Here is a 20,079-nt window from a genome sequence, read left to right as displayed (position 1 = left end):
GGGGTCGTCGGATCCCAGTGGCTGCCGGGTCCGGTGGGCCGTCGGAACCCCGGCGGCCCACCGGACCAGAGGCGGTCATCCCTGGTGTGGCCTGCTCCAGTGGGGCCGGTGCCTCTTCAGTGACCGGATCGTTTTCGGAGTCGGCTTGGGCACCTTCTCCGGGACCCGTTCGAGGGGCACGTCCAGCTCCCGCGCCCACGTCTGTCGCCACGACTCCCACCGCCGGGTCCTGCGTTCCCGGTTCCTCGTCCGGGACTCCCGCCTCCTCCTGACCTCCTCGCGCGCGGCTTCCTCGCTGCGGAGCCACGTCGGGGGACGGCCACGCAGCTGCTCCACATGGACCCACCTCCACGGCTTGCCGCGGCTTCTGCGCAGCCCGGCCACGACGTCCACGGGTAGCCCGAAGAGCTCCGCGACGGTCTCGTCGGTGCATTTCAACTGCTGCTCCGCCTCGCGCAGGACGCGCTGCTCCTCCTTCTCCCGGGCACGGAGGGCAGCCTCCCCGGCCTCGGCGGCGGCCAGCGCGGCACGCTCCAGCAGCAGCCACTCGGGTGGATCGTCCTCCCAGGCCCGCACCGTGCCCCGTGGCACGTGCCCCATGAGCATCTCGGTGCGGCCGCGCAGCGAACCCGGGCATACGCCCAACCTGCGGTGGACCTCGTCAGGGCTGGCCAGGGCCTCGTAGGCGGCTTGTGCCCGCTCCCGGAACCCACGGGCCATGGCGGTGTGCTCAGCGGGGGAGAGCCGACAGTCGCGGACCAGGGCCGTAATCCGGCGGGCCTCGGGGACGTCCGTAAAATCGGACAGGAACCCCGGAACCGACGCCTGATCCGCGACCAGCCCCGCCGTGTAGGCCAACACCCGGGTGGCGGGGTCGTCGGGTGCGGGCTCCGCGGCGTACAGCTCCAGCCGGGCCCGCTCGGCGCGTGCGCGGTTGCGGGCGCGCGTCTGGGCCGCCTTGCGGGCGGCGGCGGACCGGCCGAACGCCGTGGCGGCCCCGCGCAGGGCGATGTCCGCCCCCACACGCGGTGGCAGGGAGTCGACGTCGGCGGCCCTGTAGTAGCGCACGGCAAGGTCCCTGCCGTACTTTCTGATCTGCTCCTCGGCCACGGGCGCGAGACCGGTGTCAGCTACCACACGCGTGAACCGCTCCCGCGAGACGCCGAGGCGACGGGCGGCCTCGGTCGCGTTGAGGCGGTGCTCGGCCGCTAAGCGGGTACGGAACGTTTCGGTGTCGGCGAGCGCGGCCCGTACCGATTCGTCGTCGAAGCGCCGGTTGGGCAGGCGCTGGAGCAGACCGGTCCGGACGGACAGCTCGATCTCCCAGACGGTCAGCCCCAGTGCGGCGCGGACCTTCTCACGCCCCCACCCGGTTCGACGCTTCGACGGAGGGGGCTTGTCGGGATGACGGTTCATGAATCGAAGGTAACCGCGGTTGGTGACAGAACGGTTCCCTGGAGTGACGAGAACCCTGGGGATCAGCGGTTCGAGCGGTAAGCGGTCATTCCGGAGGCCGGTACTCGCAGGCGAGCACCGGCCCCGTTCGTTCGGCTGTCAGGCGGCTGTCAGGAGAGGGAGGCCTTCGCGGCGGCGCGGCGCGGTCGGCCGGTCCGTGCGGGCCCCGGGTTCCAGGTGCGGCGAGCGCGGGACGGCGTGACGGTGATGCGCGGTCCGGCCGGTCCGGTTTCGCGCCTCGGCTCCGGCGCCCGGTTGACGGAGGGCTCCTCCGCCTCCACGGCGGGCGCGGGCGCGTGCGGGGGCCGGAGACCGCGCCGCAGGGACGTGAGCGCCCTGCGCGCCGCACCCCTGCGGACTCCCAGCCCGCTTCTGGACCCCATCGGGGCCAGGGTGTCCACGACCACCGCCACCGTGACCGCAACCGCTACGAAAATCGCCAGCGTCATGTTCCCCCGCTCCCCTTTTCCCCGGACGGCCGCGGCCGTTGATCGCTCACTCCGGCCGCTGCGCCCTCCGCACCGACGACCCGATGTCTCTGCAAGGTGCCCGTGTGATCACCTCTGAAACCCCAGGGAGAACAGTGTGTCGTTCGCCGTGCGGTCGAGGACGACTCTAGGCCCGGCCTACGACGCTTCCGGGGACGCCGTCCGGACCGCGCTCACCGGCCCGGAAGCCGTCGGGGCCCGCTTCCTGCGGCTTCCCCGCGATCCGGGGCCCGCACGGGAACCGGTACCGCCTTCCCGGGTGCCCGGCAGGTCCGTGACCGGTTACGGACAGTACGGTGTGCGCACAGGTGCCGTGACAAAGCGGTGGCGTCGCCGCCCGCGAACGTGTTCAATCCAGGACGAACCGGGCTCGCAGAAGGAGGAACATGGACGCGGTGGAGGCGTACGCGCGAAACCACGCCGAGGCGTGGAGACACCTTCTGGCGGGCCGGACCGAGGAGGCCGACGCCCACGACGGGTTCAACGTCCTGCGCACGGCGGACCCCCGGGAGGCGAGGGTGCACCTCACGCGTGCCGCGGCGCGCGTCCCGGACCGGGTGTCGTCCGCCCTGTCCGCGCCGGGCCGCGTGAGCCTGGACGACCCCTTCGGAAAGCTCCAGTCCCCGGAGGGGTTCACGCGGACCCCCCGGCCCGTCATGGTGCGCGAAGGGACCGCGGCGCCCGCGCCCGCGCCCCGTCCCCGGCCGGAGGTCGGGATCGCCGCCGTGGGCGAGGAGAAGGCCCTGCTCACGGTGGAGCGGCTCGTGGTGGACGGCTTTCCGCTGCCGTCGCGCCAGCCGCACACGCCTCAGTGCTTCCTCCCCGTCAGCCTCCTGGACGCGGGAGGCTGGCGGGCCTGGCTCGCCACGTACCGGGGCTCGCCCGCCTCGGCCTGCCTGACCTTCGACCACGGCGGCGTGGTCGCCCTCTACTGGCTGGTGACCGCGCCCGAGCACCGGTCGCGCGGCATCGCGCGTGCGGTGCTGTCGCGGGTCCTGCTCCACCACCGGGAGCGCGACGTGGTCCTCGTCCCGACCGAGGACGGCCGCCCCCTCTACGACTCGCTCGGCTTCGTCGAGGTGGGCAGGGGCGGCTTCCACACGAGGGCGAACGCCGAGGCCCCCGGCCGGTAGGCTGCGCGTCGGATCAGGCCGTGGTCACGGCCACCTTGGTCCAGCCCGGCTCGCGGTGGTCGAAGGCGCGGTAGGAGTCCAGCACCTCGTCGAACGGCACCTCCTGGGTGAGGACCGAGGTGATGTCCACGCTGCCGCTGGCCACCATCTCCAGGAGCTCGGGGATGTAGGTGCGGTGGTTGCAGTTGCCCATCTTCAGGGTGAGGTTCTTGTTCATCGCCGCACCGATGGGGAAGTGCGTCATCGTCGGCGGGTAGACGCCGATGATGGACAGGGTCCCCGCCTTCGCGATCGCGTCCACCGCCCACCGCGCGGCCTGGGACGGCGCGTCGCCGGGAACCCAGGTGTCTCCCTGGGACCGGGGCTCGGGCACGAGCTCGGAGACCTCCGTCGCGAACTGCTCCTTCATCTCCTCCCGGGCGGCCGGTCCCTGCTTGGGCCGCTCCGCGTCGACCCCGACGGCGTCGATCACGCGGTCCGGGCCGATGCCCCCGGTGAGTTCCACCAGGGCGGCCACCGGGTCCTCCGAGGTGTAGTCGATCACCTCGGCGTGCAGCAGGCGCGCCTGTTCCAACCGGCTCGCGACCCCGTCGACCGCCAGCACGCGTCCGGCTCCCTGGAGGAAGGCGCTCAACACGGCGAAAAGCCCCACGGGCCCGCACCCCATCACCGCGACGGTGTCGCCCGGGGTGATCTCGGCGAGCTTGGCCCCGAACCACGCAGTGGGGAAGATGTCGGAGACCAGGACGGCCTCCTCGTCGCTCACACGCTCGGGGATGCTGACGAGTCCCACGTTGGCGTAGGGGACGCGCACCCGTTCGGCCTGGAGGCCGGGGAAGGAACCGGTCGCCTCCGGCCCCCCGAAGAACGCCGTGCCCGCGCGTCGGCCGCCGGGGTTGGCGTTGTCGCACTGGGCGAAGTAGCCCGACCGGCAGTAGCTGCACGCCCCGCACCCGATGGTGGAGGGGATGACCACCCGGTCGCCCGGCTGGAAGTTGCGGACCTGGGAACCGACCTCGGTCACCACGCCGACACCCTCGTGGCCCAGGACGGTGCCCGGCACCATTCCCGGCATGGTGCCCCGGATCATGTGCAGGTCGGTGCCGCAGATCGCGCTCGTGGTGATCTGCACGATGGCGTCCTGGGAGTGCTCGATGCGCGGTTCCGGCACGTCATCCACGCGGATGTCGCCGATGCCGTGCCATACGACGGCCTTCATGGTCTTCCTCCCAACAGCGCGGGACGCGCTGACGCGGCCCGAAGCGGCGGATGTCCGTTGGGTGCGGCGGCTACCCGGGCCCCGGGGCCGTAAACGGCGACCGCGGACCCGGGAACCGGTCCGGACGCCCTCCCGCGGACGGGGCGGGGCCAGCTCCGGCCGCGTACGCGCGGGACCGCGCCTCAGTCCTTGCGGGCCAGGCCGCAGTACTCGGGGATGTCGCGCGCCCTTCCGACCTCGACCGGCTCGGGCCGCCACCGGGTGACGCAGACGACCCCGGGATCGACCAGTGCCAACCCGTCGAAGAAGCGGGTGAAGTCCTCCACCGTGCGCATGCGGTACGGCTGCGCGAGGCTCTCCCGCCAGCGCCGGAGCGCCTCCAGCGCGCGTTCGTCGGTGACGGCCTCCACGTGGGCGAGGACGCCGTCGCACACGGCCAGGAAACTGCCTGGCGCCAGCGCGTCCGTGTAGGCGCGCACGATGCCCAGGGCCTCATCCAGGTCGCCGAAGTGGCCCATCGTCCCCAGCAGGGACAGCGCGACCGGGCGGTCCAGGTCCAGGGTCGCGCCGGCGCTCTCCAGCACCCGGTCGGTGTCGCGCAGGTCCGCTCCCACGAACCGGGTCCGTCTCTCGTCGGTGCCCACCAGCAGGGCGCGCGCGTGCGCCAGGACCATGGGGTCGTTGTCCACGTAGACCACGCGCGCGTCCGGGGTGTGCGCCCGCGCCACCTCGTGGGTGTTGTCGGCGGCGGGCAGTCCGGAGCCGAGGTCGAGGAACTGGCGGACGCCCTCCTCCCGGGCCAGGTGGCCGACCGCGCGGCGCAGGAAGAGCCGGTCCCCCCGGACGGCCTCGACGATCTGGGGCGCCAGCCCTCCGACGGCGTCGCCCATCTCGCGGTCCACCGGGTAGTTGTCCCTGCCGCCGAGCCAGTAGTCCCGCACCCGCGCGGTGTGGGCGACGCCGGTGTCGATGGGGATGTCCGTCATGGTGGCCTCTCGGGTGGGGGCGGACCGCAACAAGCGGTACGCGCAGTCTCATGCGTCCCATGACCCGCCCGCAACCCGAAAAACCCCGTCACGAAGGGCGTCGCGCTCCACCCGGCCCTTCCGCGGCGCCGCCGCGCTCGGTGACGTCGGTGTCGATCTCGGCGCCGGCCACGGCGCGGCGCAGGCGGTTGAGGCGCTGGTGGGCCGCGACCGATCCGGTGCGGTCGCGGGCGGCCAGTTCCATGGTGAGGGCGTGGGCCACCAGCCAGCTCGCGAGGTTCTCGCTCGCGGCGCCCGAGGTGGAGGGCGGGGTGGTCAGGACCGCCTCGACCCGGTCGCGCACGGCCTCGCCCACGGCCTCGGTGACCACGACGACGGGCGCCCCGACCTCGGCCGCGTGGTCCAGCAGGGCGTCGATCTCCCGGAAGAGCCGCAGCGGCGCGAAGACCACCACGGCGTCGTCGCCGCCGATGCCCAGCAGGTCGTCCGCGAGCCGGAACCCGGTCGCCTCCAGGACGGTGCACCGGCGGCCCATCCGGCCCAGTTCGACCGCGAAGTAGCGGGCGGTCGCCGAGGCCGGTCCGATGCCGTAGGCGACGGTGCGCCCGGCCGCCTCGACCAGGCGGACCGCCGTGTCGAAGGCCCCGGCGTCGAGGACCTCGGGCAGTCCCCTCAGCAGGTCGACGCTGTCGGAGAGGACCTGGTCGAACACGCGCGTGCCGCTGAGGCGCTCCAGCCGCTGGTCCAGGACCAGGGCGGGGTCGCGCCGGGTGGTGAGCATGTCCATCACCGCGCGCTTGAGTTCGCGCAGGCCGCCGTAGCCCAGCGACCGGGCCGTGCGCACGACGGTGGCGTCGCTGGTGCCGGTGCGGGCGGCCAGTTCGGCGGCCGACGCGGTCACGGCCTCCGAGGGGCGGTCGAGCAGGAAGTCGGTGACCGCGCGCTCGCGGGGGGAGAGCGAGTCGAGCCGGGCGCCCACCCGCTCACGGAACCCGCCGTCCTCCTCTGGTGAAGTTTTCATTTCGTCATTGACCTAATCATGTAGTTAAAACTACGCTTTCGTGAGACCGACCACACAGTGAGGGAGTGGCCGATGACCTACCAGTTTGTGATTATCGGGGGCGGAGTGCACGGCTGCGCCACCGCGTGGCAGCTCGCCGAGGCCGGGGCGGACGTCCTGCTCCTGGAGGCCCGCGAGGTGGCCTCGGGGGCCTCGGGCGGCTTCGGCCGCCGGGGCGTGCGCGCCAACCGGCGCGACCTGCGCGAACTTCCGCTGATGCGGGCCGCCTACCGTATCTGGCCCACACTCGACCGGCGCCTGGGCGCGGCCACGGGCTACCAGCGCACGGGCGGGATGTTCCTCATCGAGCAGGAGACCACCGGCACCAGGGGCGGGCTGGTCGCCGCGCACACCCACGCGGCGGTACAGCGGCGCCTGGGCGTGCCCACCGAGGTCCTCGACCGCGACGGCGTCCTGGCACGCGAACCCGGGGTCTCGGAGTCCGTGCGGGCGGCGCTGTACTGTCCGCTCGACGGCACCGCCGACCACACCGCCACGACCAGGGCGTTCGCCGACGCGGCGCGCGAACGCGGCGCCGTGATCGCCGAGCACAGCCCGGTCACCGCCGTGGAGCGCTCCGGGGACCGCGTCACCGCCGTGCGCACCGCGAGCGGGGAGCGCCACGAGGTGGGGGAGGCGCTGCTGGTGCTCAACAACGCCGGGGCCGCCGACCTGCTGCGCACGCAGTTCGACGTGGAGGCGCCGGTGTGGCGGATCCTGCCGCAGGCGCTGCGGCTGACCCCCCGTTCCACCCCGCCCATGACCCACCTCGTCGGCCACGACCACCGCTCGCTGTCGCTGAAGCCGCTGCCCGACGGCGGCGTCATGGTGAGCGGCGGGTGGCGCGGCCGCTGGGACGCCGACAACGGCCGGGGCCGGACCGTGGAGGAGAACGTGCGCGGCAACATGCGGGCCGCCGCGGAGGTCTACGCCGACCTCGCCGACGCCGAACTCGACCTCGCCGACGCCTCCCGGCCGGAGTCGTGCAGCGCCGACGAGATCCCCGTCATCGACCGGATCCCCGGAACCGCCAACGCACTGGTCGGCACCGGCTGGACCGGGCACGGCTTCGCCATCGCACCGGCGGTGGCCGAGTCGCTCGCGTTCTGGGCGCGCACCGGATCGCGCCCCGACAACCTCGCCCCCTTCTCGTTCGCCAGGTTCTAGCCGCGGCGCGGGGCCGGGGGTCCGCGCGGGACCGCCGGTCCGGGCCGCCCAAGGCGGCCGACGACCCCACTCCCCGATCCGCGCGTACGAAGGAGCGGCATGTTCCCCACAGACGAAGTCGGCGGCGACGCCGTCACCACCCTGCTGTTCGCCGTCACCGTCCTCGGCCTGCTCGTGCTCGCCGGTGTCGTGCTGCGGCTGCTGATCGCCCCGCTGCGCCGCCTGTTCGTCCCGGCCGCGCTCATCGGCGGCGTCCTGGGGGCCGCGCTGGGGCCCTACGGCGCGGGGCTGTTCCCCGAGGGCGTGATCGGCACCTGGGCCGCGCTGCCCGGGGTGCTGATCACCGTGGTCTTCGCCCCGATGCTCATCGGCGTGCGCATCCCCAGCCCGCGCAGGAGCTACCGCCTCATCGCGCCGCAGCTCCTCTTCGGCTACATGGGCGACTTCCTGATGATCGGCGTCCCCGTGCTGGTGTGCGCCGCGCTGCTCATGCCCTTCTGGGACGTGAACGCGATGTTCGGCACCGTCATCGAGGTCGGCTGGCCGGGCGGGCACGGCACCGCCGCCGGGATGGGGCCGGTCTACGCCGAACTGGGCTGGGCCGACGGCGGCGCGCTCGCGCTGGCGGCGGCCACGGCCGGGCTGGTGTTCGGGATCGTGGTGGGCATGGTGCTGATCAACATCGGTGCCCGCCGCGGCCACCTGCGCCACGTCGGCGCTGAGCGCGGCGAGGAGGCGCCCGAGGTCCTGCCCGAGGAGGCGCGGGCCCCGATGGGGCGCGTGACCCTCAACAAGGACCTCGTCGACGGACTGGCCTTCCACGGGGCGCTGATCGCCGCGGCGGTGCTGATCGGCTGGGTGCTCCAGTACTTCCTCGGACTCGTGATCCCCGGCATGCCCCTGTTCCCGCTGGCGATGATCGGCGGCGGCGTCGTGCAGGCGGTCATCGCGCGCACCCGGCTGGGCGAGGCGGTGGACCCCGGCAGCCTGCGCGCCATCCAGGGGGTCGCGCTCGACCTGCTGGTGGTCTCGGCCGTCGCGTCCATCGCGGTGCCCGTCGTGCTCGGCAACATCGTGCCGCTCCTGGTGCTGGTCGCGGTCGCCGCGCTGGTCTGCGTGGGCTTCTTCTACTGGGCGGGGCCGCGGATGTTCCGCGACTCCTGGTTCGAGCACTCCATCGTCAACTTCGGCACGCTGACGGCGGTGGCCTCGGTCGGCCTGATGCTGCTGCGCACGGCCGACCCGGAGCTGAGAACCGACGCCGCGCGGGCCTACGCGCTGCGGGCGCCCTTCTTCAGCCCGATCGCCGGGGGAGGCATGTTGACCGCGCTGCTGCCGCTGATCGCGGTGAACTACGGACCCTGGGCGCTGGGCATCGGAGCGCTCGTCGCCGCGGCGGCGGTGTACGTGCTCGCGCGGGTGCTGGGGATCTGGCGGCGGCCCGGAGCGGGCGTCGGCGCCGACGCCGGGGTCTGAGCCGCCGGTTGCGGGCGCGAACGCGAGAGGCCCTTCCCGGGGGCGATTCCGGGAAGGGCCTCTCCTGTGCGGGGTTGGTCAGTCGGCGGACGGCTCCCGGCCGGTCCGCGCCGTGCCCGCGGTGCCGACCGTGCTCGTCGGCTCCGCCAGGGCCCCGGCCCTCGGGGCCTGCGCGAGCTCGTCGGCCCCCTCGGTCCCCTCGGCCTCCGCGGCCGGTTCGGGCAGGTCCAGGCTGTCCCGCAGCTGGACCCGGGGCAGGAACACCGCCAGCACCAGGCCGACGAGGGCGATGCCCGTGGCGAGCAGGAACAGGTCGCCGGTGGACGTGCCGTAGGCGCCCTCGACGATCTCGCGCAGGAACGGCGGCATGGCGTCCAGGTTCAGGGTGCCGGCGTCCCCGCCCCCGGCGGTGGCGCTCACCCCGGACTCGGACAGGCCGTCGGAGATGTTCGTGGAGACGCGGTTGGCCAGGAAGGCGCCCAGCACGGACACGCCCATGGTGCCGCCCAGGGTGCGGAAGAAGGCGACCGTGCCGCTGGCCGCGCCGATCTCGCGCAGCGGGACGGAGTTCTGCACCACCAGGACCAGGTTCTGCATGGACATGCCGACCCCCAGCCCCATCAGCACCATGCCCCCGCACACGATGAGCAGCGGCGTGGTCGCGTCGATGGTGGCCAGCACCAGGAAGCCCAGGGTCAGGGTGACCATGCCGGTGACCACGTAGGACTTGACCCGCCCCGAACGCGAGACCATGCGCCCGGACACGGTCGAGGAGATCATCGTCCCCAGCATGAGCGGGGCGGTCAGCAGACCGGCCTCGGTGGGGGAGTAGCCGCGCGCCAGCTGGAAGTACTGGCCCAGGAAGACCGCGCCGCCGAACATCGCCATGCCGACCGCGGAGCTGGCCAGGATGGCGATGGCGGTCTCGCGCCGCATGACCAGGTGCAGGGGCACGACCGGCTCCGACACGCGCGCCTCCACCCACACGGCCAGGCCGAGCAGCAGCAGGCTTCCGGCGACCATGGCCCCGGACTGCCAGGAGATCCAGGCGAAGTCGTTGCCCACGAAGGTGACCCACAGCAGCAGGAGGCTGACGCCCGCCGCGATCAGCGCGGCGCCCGCGTAGTCCACCTTCGTGTCGGGGCGGCGCACGTCCACCAGCTTGAGCGTGCGGCTCAGCGCCACCAGTGCCACCAGCATGAACGGCACGCCGATGAGGAAGCACCAGCGCCAGCCCAGGCCCGGCAGGTCGGCCAGCAGGCCGCCGATCAGCGGTCCGCCGACGGTGGCCACGGCCATCACCGCGCCGATGTAGCCGTTGAGGGTGCCGCGCTGCTTGGGGCTGACCATCGCGGCGATGATCACCTGGACCAGGACCTGCGAGGCGCCCATGCCCAGGCCCTGCACGGCCCGGAACGCGATGAGCTGGCCGGTGGTCTGCGCGAAACCGCACAGCAGCGACGAGACGATGAACAGCCCGATCGAGAGCTGGAGCAGCTTCTTCTTGTCGAAGAGGTCGGCCAGCTTGCCCCAGACCGGAGTGGAGGCGGTGGAGGCCAGCAGGGTCGCGGTCACCACCCACGTGTACTGCGACTGACTGCCGTCCAGCGCTCCGACGATCTGGGGGAGGGCGACCGACACGATCGTGCTGCTGAGCATCGTCACGCCCAGCACTATGAGCAGGCCGCTCAGGGAGCGCAGGATCGAGGGTTGCCCGGTGTCGGATAAAGGACGGGAAGTGCGCACGGATGGACCTCTGAGGGAAGGAGACGGGGCGGCGCGGGAGGCCGCTGGACTGCTGGGTTGCCGTGGGTGGCCAAAAATATGCAGAAGAGGAATTTTTGCACCCACTGTAGAATATCACCGGGGTCACGAACCGGGGGCTGGTCAAACGTGGGAAAGCCGACACCCGCTCCCGGGAATGTTCGCCTCGCCCGCCGGGGCGCTCGGTTTCGCCCCGCTCCCCCGCTCCGCGGCGCGCCCGCTCCCGGTCTGCGGACCGCGTCGCCCCTGGTCGGCGCCCCGCCGTGCCCGCGTGCCGCGTCCTTCGCGCCGGTTCCCGCTGGGCGCCCGCCCCGAGGGCGGACCCTCGGTGGCGGGGGAGGAGGTCGAAGGCGGGGCCGATCCGCGCGCATGGCGCTCCCCCGATGGGGCAGACTGCCGAGGTAACCCTCGAAAAACTGTCTTCTCGAAAAGCGAGATAGAAGGACGCGCATGACCTCCCTCCTCTTCGCCGCCTTCGCGCTGGCCCACCTGTGCCTGACCGTCTGGCTGGTCCGGCTGGCGCTCTCCCAAGGCTCCCCGCACATCTGGCCGGCGGCGGCCGTGGCCGCCGGACTCGTCTACGACAACGGGATCGTGGCGCTGGGCTCCACCATCGGCGCCGGGGACCTCCTGCTCGCGCTGAACCTGCCGCGCTTCGTGGTGCACGCTCTGGTCACGCCGCTGCTGATCGTCTTCGCCGCCGGGGCGGCCCGCGACGCCGGACTCGCCTGGGCCCGCCCGCGCGCGGTGCGCGCCGGATTCTGGCTGCTGACGGCCGCACTCATCGTCTACGGCGTCGTGACCGAACTCGTGGGGCTCACCCTGGTGCCCGGCCGCGAGGGCGACGCGCTGCGCTACTCGGCCGCCGAGTCGGCCCTGCCGGTCCCGGCCGTGGCGACCGTCGTCGTGCTGCTCGTGGTCGGTGCGGCGCTGCTGGTACGGGCGCGCAGCGGGTGGATGCTGCTGGGCGCCGCGGTCATGTTCGCGGTCTCCGCCGTGCCCACGGCGCCGCTGGCGGTGGGGAACCTGGGCGAGGTGGCCCTCATCGCCGGGCTCGCCCTCACCGCGCGCCGGACGGACGGCGCTCCCGTCAGGCCCTCGGCCGCATCCCGGTGAAGAGGGCTTGGCGGACCCGGCCGACGCAGGCGTGGTCAGCGGGTCCGCCGCCGCGTGGATCTGCCGGCGCGGACCGGCCGCGCCGGACGGGGGCCGCGCGGTCAGGCGGCGGGGATGGCGGTCCCGGTGAGCTGTTCGGAGACCCGCCAGACCCGCTCGGCCTCGTCGGCGTCGCGCAGCGGGGCGTAGAGCCGCTGCTCCGCGGGCTGGCCGCCGAGGTTGCCGGGGCCGCTGGGGCTGTAGAGCACGCCGGACCTGGCGGCCGGGTCGGTCGCGGCCATGAGCGCGGGCAGCTTCGCGGTCTCGACGGTGCCCAGCAGGATGCCGCGGGCCGAGAGCGCGCGGATCAGCCGCACGCCCAGGGTGTCCCGGTCGCGGCCCAGTTCGGGGCGGGCGGCCAGGAGGCTGGTCGGGGCCACCCCGGGGTGGGAGAGGTTGCTGGTGATGCCCCAACCGTGGGCCCTGCTGCGGCGGTCCAGTTCGAGCCCGAAGAGTCCGAACGCGATCTTGGACTGGCCGTAGGCGCGCATGCCGTCGTAGGAACGCTCCCAGTTCAGGTCGTCCCAGTTGACGGCGCCCCGCCTCGCGGCGACGCTGATCTGCGACGTCACGCGGGCGCCCCCCTCGCGCAGCAGCGGCAGGAGGTGGCCCACCAGGGCGAAGTGGCCGAGGTGGTTGGTGCCGAACTGGACCTCGAAACCGTCCGCGGTGGTCTGGCGGTCCGGCGGGGTCATCACGCCCGCGTTGTTGATGAGGATGTGGATCGGCAGGCCCTCCTCGCGCAGCGTGTCGCCGAGGGCCGCGACCGAGGCCAGCGAGGACAGGTCGAGGCTGCGCAGCGAGACCCGGGCGTCGGGCTGGTTCCGGCGGATCCGGGCGATGGCGTCCTCGCCCTTGCGCGGGTTGCGCACGGGCATGACCACCTCGGCGCCGGCGGCGGCCAGCCGCTCGGCCATGCCCAGGCCCATCCCGTCGCTGGCGCCGGTCACGAGCGCGCGCTTGCCGGTCAGGTCCGGCACGGTGATGTCGATGGTTCGTCGTGGCATGGCTCTGCTCCCTCGTGGCCTCACGGACGCGCGTTCGGTCGGTCCCCGTTCCCTCCGTGCCCTGTGCACGGTGCGCGGGAACGATCCTCCGCCCAGGACGGAGGCGTAACCACGGCCTCCCGATCCCAGGATCGGCGGGCCGCCCCTGGCGCCCCTTCCACCTCCTCGACCGTAGAGGGGGATCGGCGATCCGTGGTTACCGCCGCGCGCGCAAGGTAGACACGGAGCAGCACCACTGGGAAGAAGGAGTGCCGTGATCGATCGCACCGGGCTGGCCGAGTTCCTCCGCACCCGCCGGGAGGCGCTGCAACCCGAGGACGTCGGGCTGCCGCGCGGGCAGCGCCGCAGGACCAGCGGTCTGCGGCGCGAGGAGGTCGCCGCGCTGTGCCACATGTCGACCGACTACTACTCCCGGCTGGAGCGGGAGCGCGGACCGCGGCCGTCGGGCCAGATGCTCTCCTCCATCGCCCAGGGGCTGCACCTGTCACTGGACGAGCGCGACCACCTGTTCCGCCTCGCCGGACACAACCCGCCCCCGCGCGGCACGGTCAGCGACCACGTCAGCCCCGGTCTGCAGCGGGTCCTCGACCGCCTGGACGACACACCCGCCGAGATCACCACCGAACTCGGCGAGACCCTGCGCCAGTCCCCGATGGGCGTCGCGCTCACCGGCGACACGACCGTCTACACCGGGCCCGAGCGCAGCGCGGGGTACCGGTGGTTCACCGATCCCGACTCCCGGCGGATCTACGCGCCCGAGGAGCACCCGTTCCTCACCCGCATGTACGCCTCGGGGCTGCGCGAGCTCGTCACCCTGCGCGGCCCCGACTCGCGGGCCGCCCACCTCGCCGACCTGCTCCTGGACCGGAGCGAGGAGTTCCGGCGGGTGTGGGAGGACCACGAGATCGGTGTGCGCCCCCACCACGTCAAGCGCTTCGTGCACCCCGAGGTCGGACCCCTGGAGCTGAACTGCCAGAGGCTGGTCGACCCCGGCCAGGCCCACTCGCTGCTCGTCTACACCGCCGTGCCGGGCAGCGAGAGCCACGACAGGCTGCACCTGCTGTCGGTCATCGGGGCCCAGGCGCTGGGCTGAGCGGCCCGCCGCCACGCGTCCCCGCCCGTCACGGGCCGGAGGCGGTGATCTCCTGGCCCCTGTCCAGGACGGCGCGCGGGTCCCCGTCCGGGGCCACGGCCGTGCCCAGCTCCCCGGCCATCGTGCCGCGCAGCTGGGCCCAGACCGGTTCGTAGGTGGGGTCCAGCCGTGCCTCGGGGATCTGCTCGACGTACTGTCCCACGTCGGGGTCGTCGCGGAACTCCTCGACGCCGGACTCGGTGGTCGGCAGCAGCCCCTCGACATCCAGGTAGGCGGTGTAGTTCTCCGGTTCGTAGAAGTAGTCCAGGAACTCGGTGACCAGCTCCTGGTTGCCGGGGTTGTCGAAGGCCACCAGGTAGTCCTGGATGCCGTGGGTGGCGGGCTCGGCGCCGCCGTTGGTCGGGTGGGTCGTCGTGCCGTAGTCGACGCCCGCCTCGTGCACCGGGTCCAGGAACGCGCTGCCGCCCAGCGGCGCGTACACCATGGCGGCCCTGCCCTGGGCGAAGAGCGGCCACGTGCCGTCGGGGCGGTTGGTCTGCCCGGGGTTGGGCTGGGTGGCTCCGTGCTCCACCACCAGGTCCCGGAGGAACTCCAGGGTGGCGACGTTGCGGTCGCTGTTGACCGTCCACTCGCCGTCCTGCTTCCAGCCGCCGCCGTTGGAGCGCGCCCACGTGCCGAACTCGTAGTCGCCGCCGTCGAAGCCCAGCGCCAGCGCGTAGGGGACGTGGTCGCCGGGGAGCGCCTTGATGCGCTCCGCCGCCTCCAGGAACTCGTCCCAGGTCCGCGGGGGATCGCTGATCCCGGCCTCGGCGAAGATGGTCCGGTTGTAGTACATCGCGTTCACCGTCGCGACGAACGGCAGGGCGTACTGCTCGCCCTCCAGCGAGGCGTTCTCGGCCAGGACCGGGACGAAGTCGGTGAACTTGTCCTCGGGCAGGACGTCGCGCGCGGGGTGCAGCAGGCCCGCCTCGGCGTAGTCGGCGAAGAGGTTCGTGTTGAGGACGTCGGGGAACTGCCGGGTCTGCACCATCGTGTTGACCTGGTTCTGGAGGTTGTCCCAGCCGATCACCCGCAGCTGGACGCTCGTGCCGGGGTGGTCGGCCTCGAAGGACTCGATCAGGTCGGTCCAGTAGGGCTGCGTCCCCTCGGTGTACTGCGCCACGACCAGCTCGATGGTGCGCGGGTCCCCGCCCCCGTCCCCACCGCACCCCGCGGCGAGCAGCGCGGCCGCCGACAGAGCGGCGGCCAAGGCGGTGGCCCGCGGCCCGGGTCTCCTCATCGCGTGACCTTCCCTTCCGCTCCCGTGCGGGGACGCGTCATCGAACACTGCCCGTGGTCAGTCCGCTGACCAGGTATTTCTCGATCAGGGCGAAGAGGACCACCGTGGGGACGACGGCCATCAGCCCGGCGGCGAAGAGGTACTGGTAGTTCGTCTCGTACAGGCCGATGAACTGCTGGACCCCCACGGTCAGCGGCACCCTGCCCTGCGAGGGGTCGTTGAACAGGGTCAGCGCGACGATGAACTCGTTCCACACCTGGATGAAGGTGAAGACGGCCACCGTGATGATCCCCGGCGCCGACAGCGGGACGATGATCCTGAGCATGGTCCGGAAGCGGCCGAGGCCGTCCATCATGGCCGCCTCCTCGGTCTCCCTCGGGACCGCCCGGAAGTGGGTGTTGAGGATCCACACCGCGAAGGCGATGTTGAAGGCGGAGTTGACGGCGATGATGAACCAGTAGGAGTTCACCGCGCCGAGGAAGAGCGCCTCCCGGTACAGCCCGATGATGAGCGCCACCGCCGGGAACATCTGGGTGATGAGGATCAGGCCGAGGAAGGCTCCCCTGCCGCGGAAGTCGGAGCGGGCGACGGCGTAGGCGGCGGGCGCGGCCGCGGCGAGCACGACCAGGGTCGAGACCCCGGCGACGGTGAGGCTGACCCGGAAGTACTCCGCCAGCGGGATCCGGCTCCACACCTCGACGTAGTTCGACCACGCCCAGTCCCGGGGCAGGTAGGTCGCGGGGACGGCGAACAGCTCCGCGTCGGTCTTGAGCGAGCCGAGGAACATCGCGGCGTAGGGGGCGAGGAAGAACAGGGCGACCAGCGCCCCGACCAGGGGGAGGACCGCGCCCCTGACGCGGCGCCACATCCGGCCGCCCGCGACGGCCGCCGGGCGCAGGAGCGGTGCGCACGCGTCCGCCGCGCGCCCGCGCAGGGACGACCACGAGCGCGCGGCCCGGCCGGTGAGCGAGCGGACGCCGCCGGGTAGCGCCGAGGCGAGGGCACGGCCCGCCCGGTCGCGGCGGCCCGGCCGCAGCAGCCAGGCCAGGAACGCGATCAGCCCGACGAGGAAGGCCACGTTGAGCACCGCTAGCGCGGCGGCCTCGCCCGGGTCCAGCTGCTCCTTGAAGGCGATCTTGTACATCCACGTGACCGTGGTGTCGGCGTGGTTCCCGGCGATCGAGCCGGTGATCACCCAGATGAGCGTGAACGCGTTGAACACGTGCAGCATGTTCAGCACGAACGCGACCAGCAGGGAGGGGCGCAGCAGCGGCAGGGTGACGTGCAGCCACCGCCTCCAGGCCCCGGCGCCGTCGATCCTGGCGGCCTCGTGCACCTCGGCGGGGATCGTCTGGAGTCCGGCCAGCAGGACGTAGGTCGTGAAGGGGACCGACGTGACGACGCCGACGACCATGATCGAGGCGAAGGCCGTGGCGGGGTCCTTGTACCACTCGTGCGGGGCGTCGAGGAGCGACAGGTCCATCAGCAGGCGGTTGAGCAGGCCGTTGCCGCCCTCCAGCAGGAACCGCCAGACCGTCGCGGTCATCACCAGCGAGGCCGCCCAGGGCACGACGACGGAGAGCCGTACGAGTCGGCGCCCGCGGAACTCCTTGGTGAGGAACTGGGCCAGGGCCAGCGACACCAGGATCGTCGCCGCCAGGACGACCACCAGCCACACCAGCGTGTTGGCCACCACCCCGGGCAGCGCGGGCTCCGCCAGCAGCCGCCGGTAGTTGTCCAGCCCCGTGAACCCCTGGATCTGCCCGATCCGGTCCACGGCCAGGAAGGACAGCCAGACCATGTAGAGCGCGGGGAAGACGATGACCAGGCCGATCAGGGCGGTGGCGGGCAGCAGCCAGCGCGTCGCCGACGTGCGCCGCCACAGGCCGAGGCCGAGCCGGGCCGGGGGGTCCCCGGACCGGCCGTCGGGGCGGCCGGGACCGCCCGGGCGGTCCGGCGGAGGGGCCGGGGCGCGTTCGTGCTCCGCACCGACCCGGCCGGTGGGCCGCGCGGTGTCAGCCATGTCCGTTTCGGGCGTACGCGAGAACCATGGTGAGCGCTCCCTCCGGTAGTCGGTGAGTGACCATCGTCACGTTCCGGTTGATTGGTGTCAAGCTTTATGTCCTCCTTCTGTTCACTAGTAATCATCATGTGCTCATGTAATGATCGTTGGGTGCGACCGGCCCGAGCCCGGACCCGACCGGGCGCCGCGCCCGTTGGCCGGAGCAGGCGGGCAGCCGCCGCGACGGCCTCGGCGGCGGGGCCGGCGAGAAGGGGGAGCGAGTATGCCCGACGACGCCGACCGACCCGCGATCATCCCGGTGCCGACGCGGACGCGGCCGCGCCCGGGCACCCTCCGGCTGGACCGCGGACTCTCCCTGCGCGTCGAACCGGAGGCCGCGCTGGCGGGCGCGCTGTTACGCGAGGCGCTGGCCCCGCTGACCGGACCGGGGTCCGGGGACGGACCCGGCGGTGATCCGGCCCCCGTCACCGTGCGCGTGGACCCCCGACGGGCCCGCGAACACGGCTACACGCTCACCGTGGACACCGACCGCGTCGAGATCGTCGGCGCGGACCCGGTCGGGGCCTTCCACGGCGCGCAGACCCTGCGCCAGCTCCTGCCCGCGCGGCTGTGGAGGGGCGGGTCCGCCCGGGGCGCGGGCATCCCCTGCACCCGTGTGGAGGACCACCCCCGGCTGCGCTGGCGCGGCCTCATGCTGGACGTGGCCCGGCACTTCCTGCCCAAGGACTTCGTCCTGCGCCTGATCGACCTGCTCGCGCTGCACAAGCTCAACGTCCTGCACCTGCACCTGACCGACGACCAGGGCTGGCGGATCGAGGTGCCCGGATACCCCCGGCTGACGGAGGTCGGCGCGTGGCGGGCGCGCACCGTGGTCGGCAACGACCTCGGCACGAGCCCGGACCCGGTCTACGACCGGACCCCGCACGGCGGCTACTACACCGAGGCCGACCTGCGCGAGATCGTGGCGCACGCCCGCGACCGGTGCGTCGAGGTGGTCCCGGAGATCGACATGCCCGGCCACATGCAGGCGGCCATCGCCGCCTACCCCGAACTGGGCAACACCGGCGCACCGACGATCGTGCGCGAGCGCTGGGGGGTGGGCACCCGCCTGCTCAACGTGGACGAGACCGCGCTGCGGTTCTGCCGCGACGTCCTGACGCACGTGATGGACGTCTTCCCCGGCAGGTACGTCCACTGCGGCGGGGACGAGGTCCCCAAGGACGAGTGGCGCGACAGCCCCCGGGTGCAGGAGCACATCCGCCGACTGGGGCTCGCGGACGAGGAGGAGCTCCAGGGCTGGTTCACCGGGTACGTCGCCGCGTTCCTCGCCGAGCACGGCCGCACGCTGGTGGGCTGGGACGAGGTCCTGGACGGGGGAGCGCTCCCCGCCGACGTGACGGTGATGGCCTGGCGCGAGCGGGAGAGGGGCGAGGCCGCGGCCCGGCTCGGCCACGAGACGGTCATGGCGCCCACCAGCCACGTGTACCTCGACTACTACCAGGACGGGGACACCGCGGCCGAACCCCTCGCCTTCGGCGGCGGCTTCGTGCCGCTGTCCACCGCCTTCGACTTCGAGCCGGTGCCCGCCGCGCTGGACGGGGAGGCCGCCCGGCGCGTCGTCGGCGCCGAGGCCCAGATGTGGACCGAGTACGTGGCCACCGAGGAGCACACCGAGTACATGCTCTTCCCGCGCCTGTGCGCCTTCGCCGAGGCCGTCTGGCGCCAGCCGGACGAGCGCGGCCACGACCGCGCCGACTTCCTCGCCCGGCTGCGCGTGCACCTGGAGCGCCTGGAGGCCCTCGGGGTCGGCTACCGGCCGCTGGACGGGAGGAACGACCCGTGAGGCGCCCGGACCCGGGACGCGGTTCAGGCCTGGACGACCTCGACCCCGGCCCTGGTGAAGCCGTCCACGACATCGGGGTCCGCGTCCTTGTCGGTCACCAGGACGTCGATCCCGGCGACCGGCAGGATCCGGGCGAAGGCCCGCTGGCCGATCTTGTGGCTGTCCGCGGCCACGATGACCCGCTCGGCGCGCCGGGCGAGCAGCGTGTTGGCGGCGGCCTCGTCCTCGTCGAAGGCCATGGCGCCGACGTCGGCGCCCACGGCGTCGGCCCCGATCACGGCCACGTTCAGGGAGAGCGCCTCCAGGACCCGTTCGGCGAGCGGACCCACCAGCTCGTAGGAGCGGGGGCGCACGACCCCGCCCACGACGACCACCTTGATGTGGGGGCGCACCAGCAGCTCGGTGGCGATGTTGAGCGCGCTGGTCACCACGGTCAGGCCGCGCCCGGGACCGTCGCCGCGGAAGCTCTCGTGCAGGGCCAGGGCGCGCGCGACCTGGGTGGTCGTGGTGCCGCCGTTGAGGCCGACGACCGAGCCCGGGGGGACCAGGTCCGTGATCGCCTGGGCGATGCGCTCCTTCTCCTCGGCGTGCCGGGCGGCCTTGTAGCTCAGCGGCAGGTCGTAGGAGACGGAGGAGGCCAGGGCCCCGCCGCGCGTGCGGGTCAGGAGCTGCTGCTGCTCCAGGTGGTCCAGGTCGCGCCGGACGGTGGCCGGGGAGACGCCCAGCTCCTCCACCGCCTCGTCGACGGAGAGGGACCCGCGCTCGGAGAGCAGTTCGAGCACAGCCGTCAAACGCTGGTGGCGGTCCATGACGTCCCCCAAGGACAAACTGTTGATCCAATCTGACTGATAACCGACTATATCGATCAAAAGCAATCAGACTAACGATGCTTCGTGCGCGTCGTCGCGCACCGCACGCGGAGAACGGGTCG

General features: G+C 72.9%; 16 protein-coding genes. 6 read left to right on the top strand and 10 right to left on the bottom strand.

Features of this window, described 5'->3' with window-relative positions; genetic code table 11:
- Positions 1 to 75: 75 nt before the first annotated feature.
- Both AC0VX6_RS15605 and AC0VX6_RS15600 read right to left on the bottom strand, forming a co-directional pair.
- A complete protein-coding gene (locus AC0VX6_RS15605; protein ID WP_475464878.1) occupies positions 76 to 1,416 on the bottom strand; it encodes a hypothetical protein in 1,341 nt (446 codons plus the stop codon).
- A 149-nt stretch (positions 1,417 to 1,565) separates the two neighbouring features.
- Entirely contained in the window at positions 1,566 to 1,904 is a 339-nt protein-coding gene (locus AC0VX6_RS15600; protein ID WP_475464876.1) for a hypothetical protein, read from the bottom strand.
- Between the two features lie 425 nt (positions 1,905 to 2,329).
- Here AC0VX6_RS15600 and AC0VX6_RS15595 point away from each other — a divergent pair, with 425 nt between their 5' ends.
- Positions 2,330 to 3,076: a GNAT family N-acetyltransferase gene (locus AC0VX6_RS15595; RefSeq protein WP_274973424.1), complete on the top strand. Its 747-nt coding sequence runs from the start codon at positions 2,330 to 2,332 to the stop codon at positions 3,074 to 3,076.
- A gap of 13 nt (positions 3,077 to 3,089) precedes the next feature.
- Here AC0VX6_RS15595 and AC0VX6_RS15590 read toward each other — a convergent pair whose 3' ends face one another.
- From AC0VX6_RS15590 to AC0VX6_RS15580, 3 genes are all read right to left on the bottom strand, one after another.
- Positions 3,090 to 4,295 (bottom strand): zinc-dependent alcohol dehydrogenase, encoded by a 1,206-nt coding sequence (locus AC0VX6_RS15590; protein WP_475464874.1) that lies wholly within the window; start codon positions 4,293 to 4,295, stop codon positions 3,090 to 3,092.
- A gap of 182 nt (positions 4,296 to 4,477) precedes the next feature.
- Positions 4,478 to 5,281: an SAM-dependent methyltransferase gene (locus AC0VX6_RS15585; RefSeq protein WP_274973422.1), complete on the bottom strand. Its 804-nt coding sequence runs from the start codon at positions 5,279 to 5,281 to the stop codon at positions 4,478 to 4,480.
- Positions 5,282 to 5,369: 88 nt separating this feature from the next.
- On the bottom strand, positions 5,370 to 6,302 hold the full coding sequence (locus AC0VX6_RS15580) for a MurR/RpiR family transcriptional regulator (RefSeq protein WP_475464872.1): 933 nt from the start codon (positions 6,300 to 6,302) through the stop codon (positions 5,370 to 5,372).
- Positions 6,303 to 6,374: 72 nt separating this feature from the next.
- On the opposite strand from AC0VX6_RS15580, the gene AC0VX6_RS15575 reads away from it, so the two are divergent.
- Together AC0VX6_RS15575 and AC0VX6_RS15570 are read left to right on the top strand one after the other, a co-directional pair.
- Entirely contained in the window at positions 6,375 to 7,508 is a 1,134-nt protein-coding gene (locus AC0VX6_RS15575) for an NAD(P)/FAD-dependent oxidoreductase (RefSeq protein ID WP_475464870.1), read from the top strand.
- A gap of 99 nt (positions 7,509 to 7,607) precedes the next feature.
- Positions 7,608 to 8,984: a sodium/glutamate symporter gene (locus AC0VX6_RS15570; protein WP_274973419.1), complete on the top strand. Its 1,377-nt coding sequence runs from the start codon at positions 7,608 to 7,610 to the stop codon at positions 8,982 to 8,984.
- A 78-nt stretch (positions 8,985 to 9,062) separates the two neighbouring features.
- On the opposite strand, the gene AC0VX6_RS15565 is transcribed toward AC0VX6_RS15570, so the two are convergent.
- Positions 9,063 to 10,730, bottom strand: a complete 1,668-nt coding sequence (locus AC0VX6_RS15565) for an MDR family MFS transporter (RefSeq protein WP_475483694.1) — start codon at positions 10,728 to 10,730, stop codon at positions 9,063 to 9,065.
- A gap of 468 nt (positions 10,731 to 11,198) precedes the next feature.
- On the opposite strand from AC0VX6_RS15565, the gene AC0VX6_RS15560 reads away from it, so the two are divergent.
- Positions 11,199 to 11,864 carry a hypothetical protein gene (locus tag AC0VX6_RS15560; RefSeq protein WP_274973418.1) on the top strand — a complete coding sequence of 222 codons (666 nt, stop codon included), beginning with the start codon at positions 11,199 to 11,201 and terminating at the stop codon, positions 11,862 to 11,864.
- A 101-nt stretch (positions 11,865 to 11,965) separates the two neighbouring features.
- Here AC0VX6_RS15560 and AC0VX6_RS15555 read toward each other — a convergent pair whose 3' ends face one another.
- Positions 11,966 to 12,910 (bottom strand): SDR family oxidoreductase, encoded by a 945-nt coding sequence (locus AC0VX6_RS15555; RefSeq protein ID WP_475464868.1) that lies wholly within the window; start codon positions 12,908 to 12,910, stop codon positions 11,966 to 11,968.
- A 253-nt stretch (positions 12,911 to 13,163) separates the two neighbouring features.
- Here AC0VX6_RS15555 and AC0VX6_RS15550 point away from each other — a divergent pair, with 253 nt between their 5' ends.
- Positions 13,164 to 14,003 (top strand): helix-turn-helix transcriptional regulator, encoded by an 840-nt coding sequence (locus AC0VX6_RS15550; protein WP_274973416.1) that lies wholly within the window; start codon positions 13,164 to 13,166, stop codon positions 14,001 to 14,003.
- Between the two features lie 28 nt (positions 14,004 to 14,031).
- Here the strand turns inward: AC0VX6_RS15550 and AC0VX6_RS15545 are convergent, their stop codons facing one another.
- Both AC0VX6_RS15545 and AC0VX6_RS15540 read right to left on the bottom strand, forming a co-directional pair.
- Positions 14,032 to 15,282, bottom strand: a complete 1,251-nt coding sequence (locus AC0VX6_RS15545) for an extracellular solute-binding protein (protein WP_274973415.1) — start codon at positions 15,280 to 15,282, stop codon at positions 14,032 to 14,034.
- 37 nt (positions 15,283 to 15,319) lie between these two features.
- The gene (locus AC0VX6_RS15540; RefSeq protein WP_475464865.1) at positions 15,320 to 17,305 is read right to left on the bottom strand and encodes an ABC transporter permease; all 1,986 of its coding nucleotides are present in this window, start codon (positions 17,303 to 17,305) and stop codon (positions 15,320 to 15,322) included.
- Between the two features lie 262 nt (positions 17,306 to 17,567).
- Here AC0VX6_RS15540 and AC0VX6_RS15535 point away from each other — a divergent pair, with 262 nt between their 5' ends.
- Entirely contained in the window at positions 17,568 to 19,148 is a 1,581-nt protein-coding gene (locus AC0VX6_RS15535; RefSeq protein WP_475464864.1) for a beta-N-acetylhexosaminidase, read from the top strand.
- 23 nt (positions 19,149 to 19,171) lie between these two features.
- On the opposite strand, the gene AC0VX6_RS15530 is transcribed toward AC0VX6_RS15535, so the two are convergent.
- Positions 19,172 to 19,957 carry a DeoR/GlpR family DNA-binding transcription regulator gene (locus AC0VX6_RS15530; protein WP_212644414.1) on the bottom strand — a complete coding sequence of 262 codons (786 nt, stop codon included), beginning with the start codon at positions 19,955 to 19,957 and terminating at the stop codon, positions 19,172 to 19,174.
- Positions 19,958 to 20,079: the final 122 nt, after the last annotated feature.

Source organism: Nocardiopsis sp. iso_25 (assembly GCF_056173305.1).
The sequence above is the reverse complement of the archived record's forward strand: the minus strand, read 5'-3'. Positions and strand labels throughout refer to the sequence as shown.

Bases quoted from the DNA above. Each gene is read 5' to 3' on its own strand.
- AC0VX6_RS15605 (WP_475464878.1), bottom strand. From the start codon at position 1,416: ATGAACCGTCATCCCGACAAGCCCCCTCCGTCGAAGCGTCGAACCGGG.
- AC0VX6_RS15600 (WP_475464876.1), bottom strand. From the start codon at position 1,904: ATGACGCTGGCGATTTTCGTAGCGGTTGCGGTCACGGTGGCGGTGGTC.
- AC0VX6_RS15595 (WP_274973424.1), top strand. From the start codon at position 2,330: ATGGACGCGGTGGAGGCGTACGCGCGAAACCACGCCGAGGCGTGGAGA.
- AC0VX6_RS15590 (WP_475464874.1), bottom strand. From the start codon at position 4,295: ATGAAGGCCGTCGTATGGCACGGCATCGGCGACATCCGCGTGGATGAC.
- AC0VX6_RS15585 (WP_274973422.1), bottom strand. From the start codon at position 5,281: ATGACGGACATCCCCATCGACACCGGCGTCGCCCACACCGCGCGGGTG.
- AC0VX6_RS15580 (WP_475464872.1), bottom strand. From the start codon at position 6,302: ATGAAAACTTCACCAGAGGAGGACGGCGGGTTCCGTGAGCGGGTGGGC.
- AC0VX6_RS15575 (WP_475464870.1), top strand. From the start codon at position 6,375: ATGACCTACCAGTTTGTGATTATCGGGGGCGGAGTGCACGGCTGCGCC.
- AC0VX6_RS15570 (WP_274973419.1), top strand. From the start codon at position 7,608: ATGTTCCCCACAGACGAAGTCGGCGGCGACGCCGTCACCACCCTGCTG.
- AC0VX6_RS15560 (WP_274973418.1), top strand. From the start codon at position 11,199: ATGACCTCCCTCCTCTTCGCCGCCTTCGCGCTGGCCCACCTGTGCCTG.
- AC0VX6_RS15555 (WP_475464868.1), bottom strand. From the start codon at position 12,910: ATGCCACGACGAACCATCGACATCACCGTGCCGGACCTGACCGGCAAG.
- AC0VX6_RS15545 (WP_274973415.1), bottom strand. From the start codon at position 15,282: ATGAGGAGACCCGGGCCGCGGGCCACCGCCTTGGCCGCCGCTCTGTCG.
- AC0VX6_RS15540 (WP_475464865.1), bottom strand. From the start codon at position 17,305: ATGGCTGACACCGCGCGGCCCACCGGCCGGGTCGGTGCGGAGCACGAA.
- AC0VX6_RS15535 (WP_475464864.1), top strand. From the start codon at position 17,568: ATGCCCGACGACGCCGACCGACCCGCGATCATCCCGGTGCCGACGCGG.
- AC0VX6_RS15530 (WP_212644414.1), bottom strand. From the start codon at position 19,957: ATGGACCGCCACCAGCGTTTGACGGCTGTGCTCGAACTGCTCTCCGAG.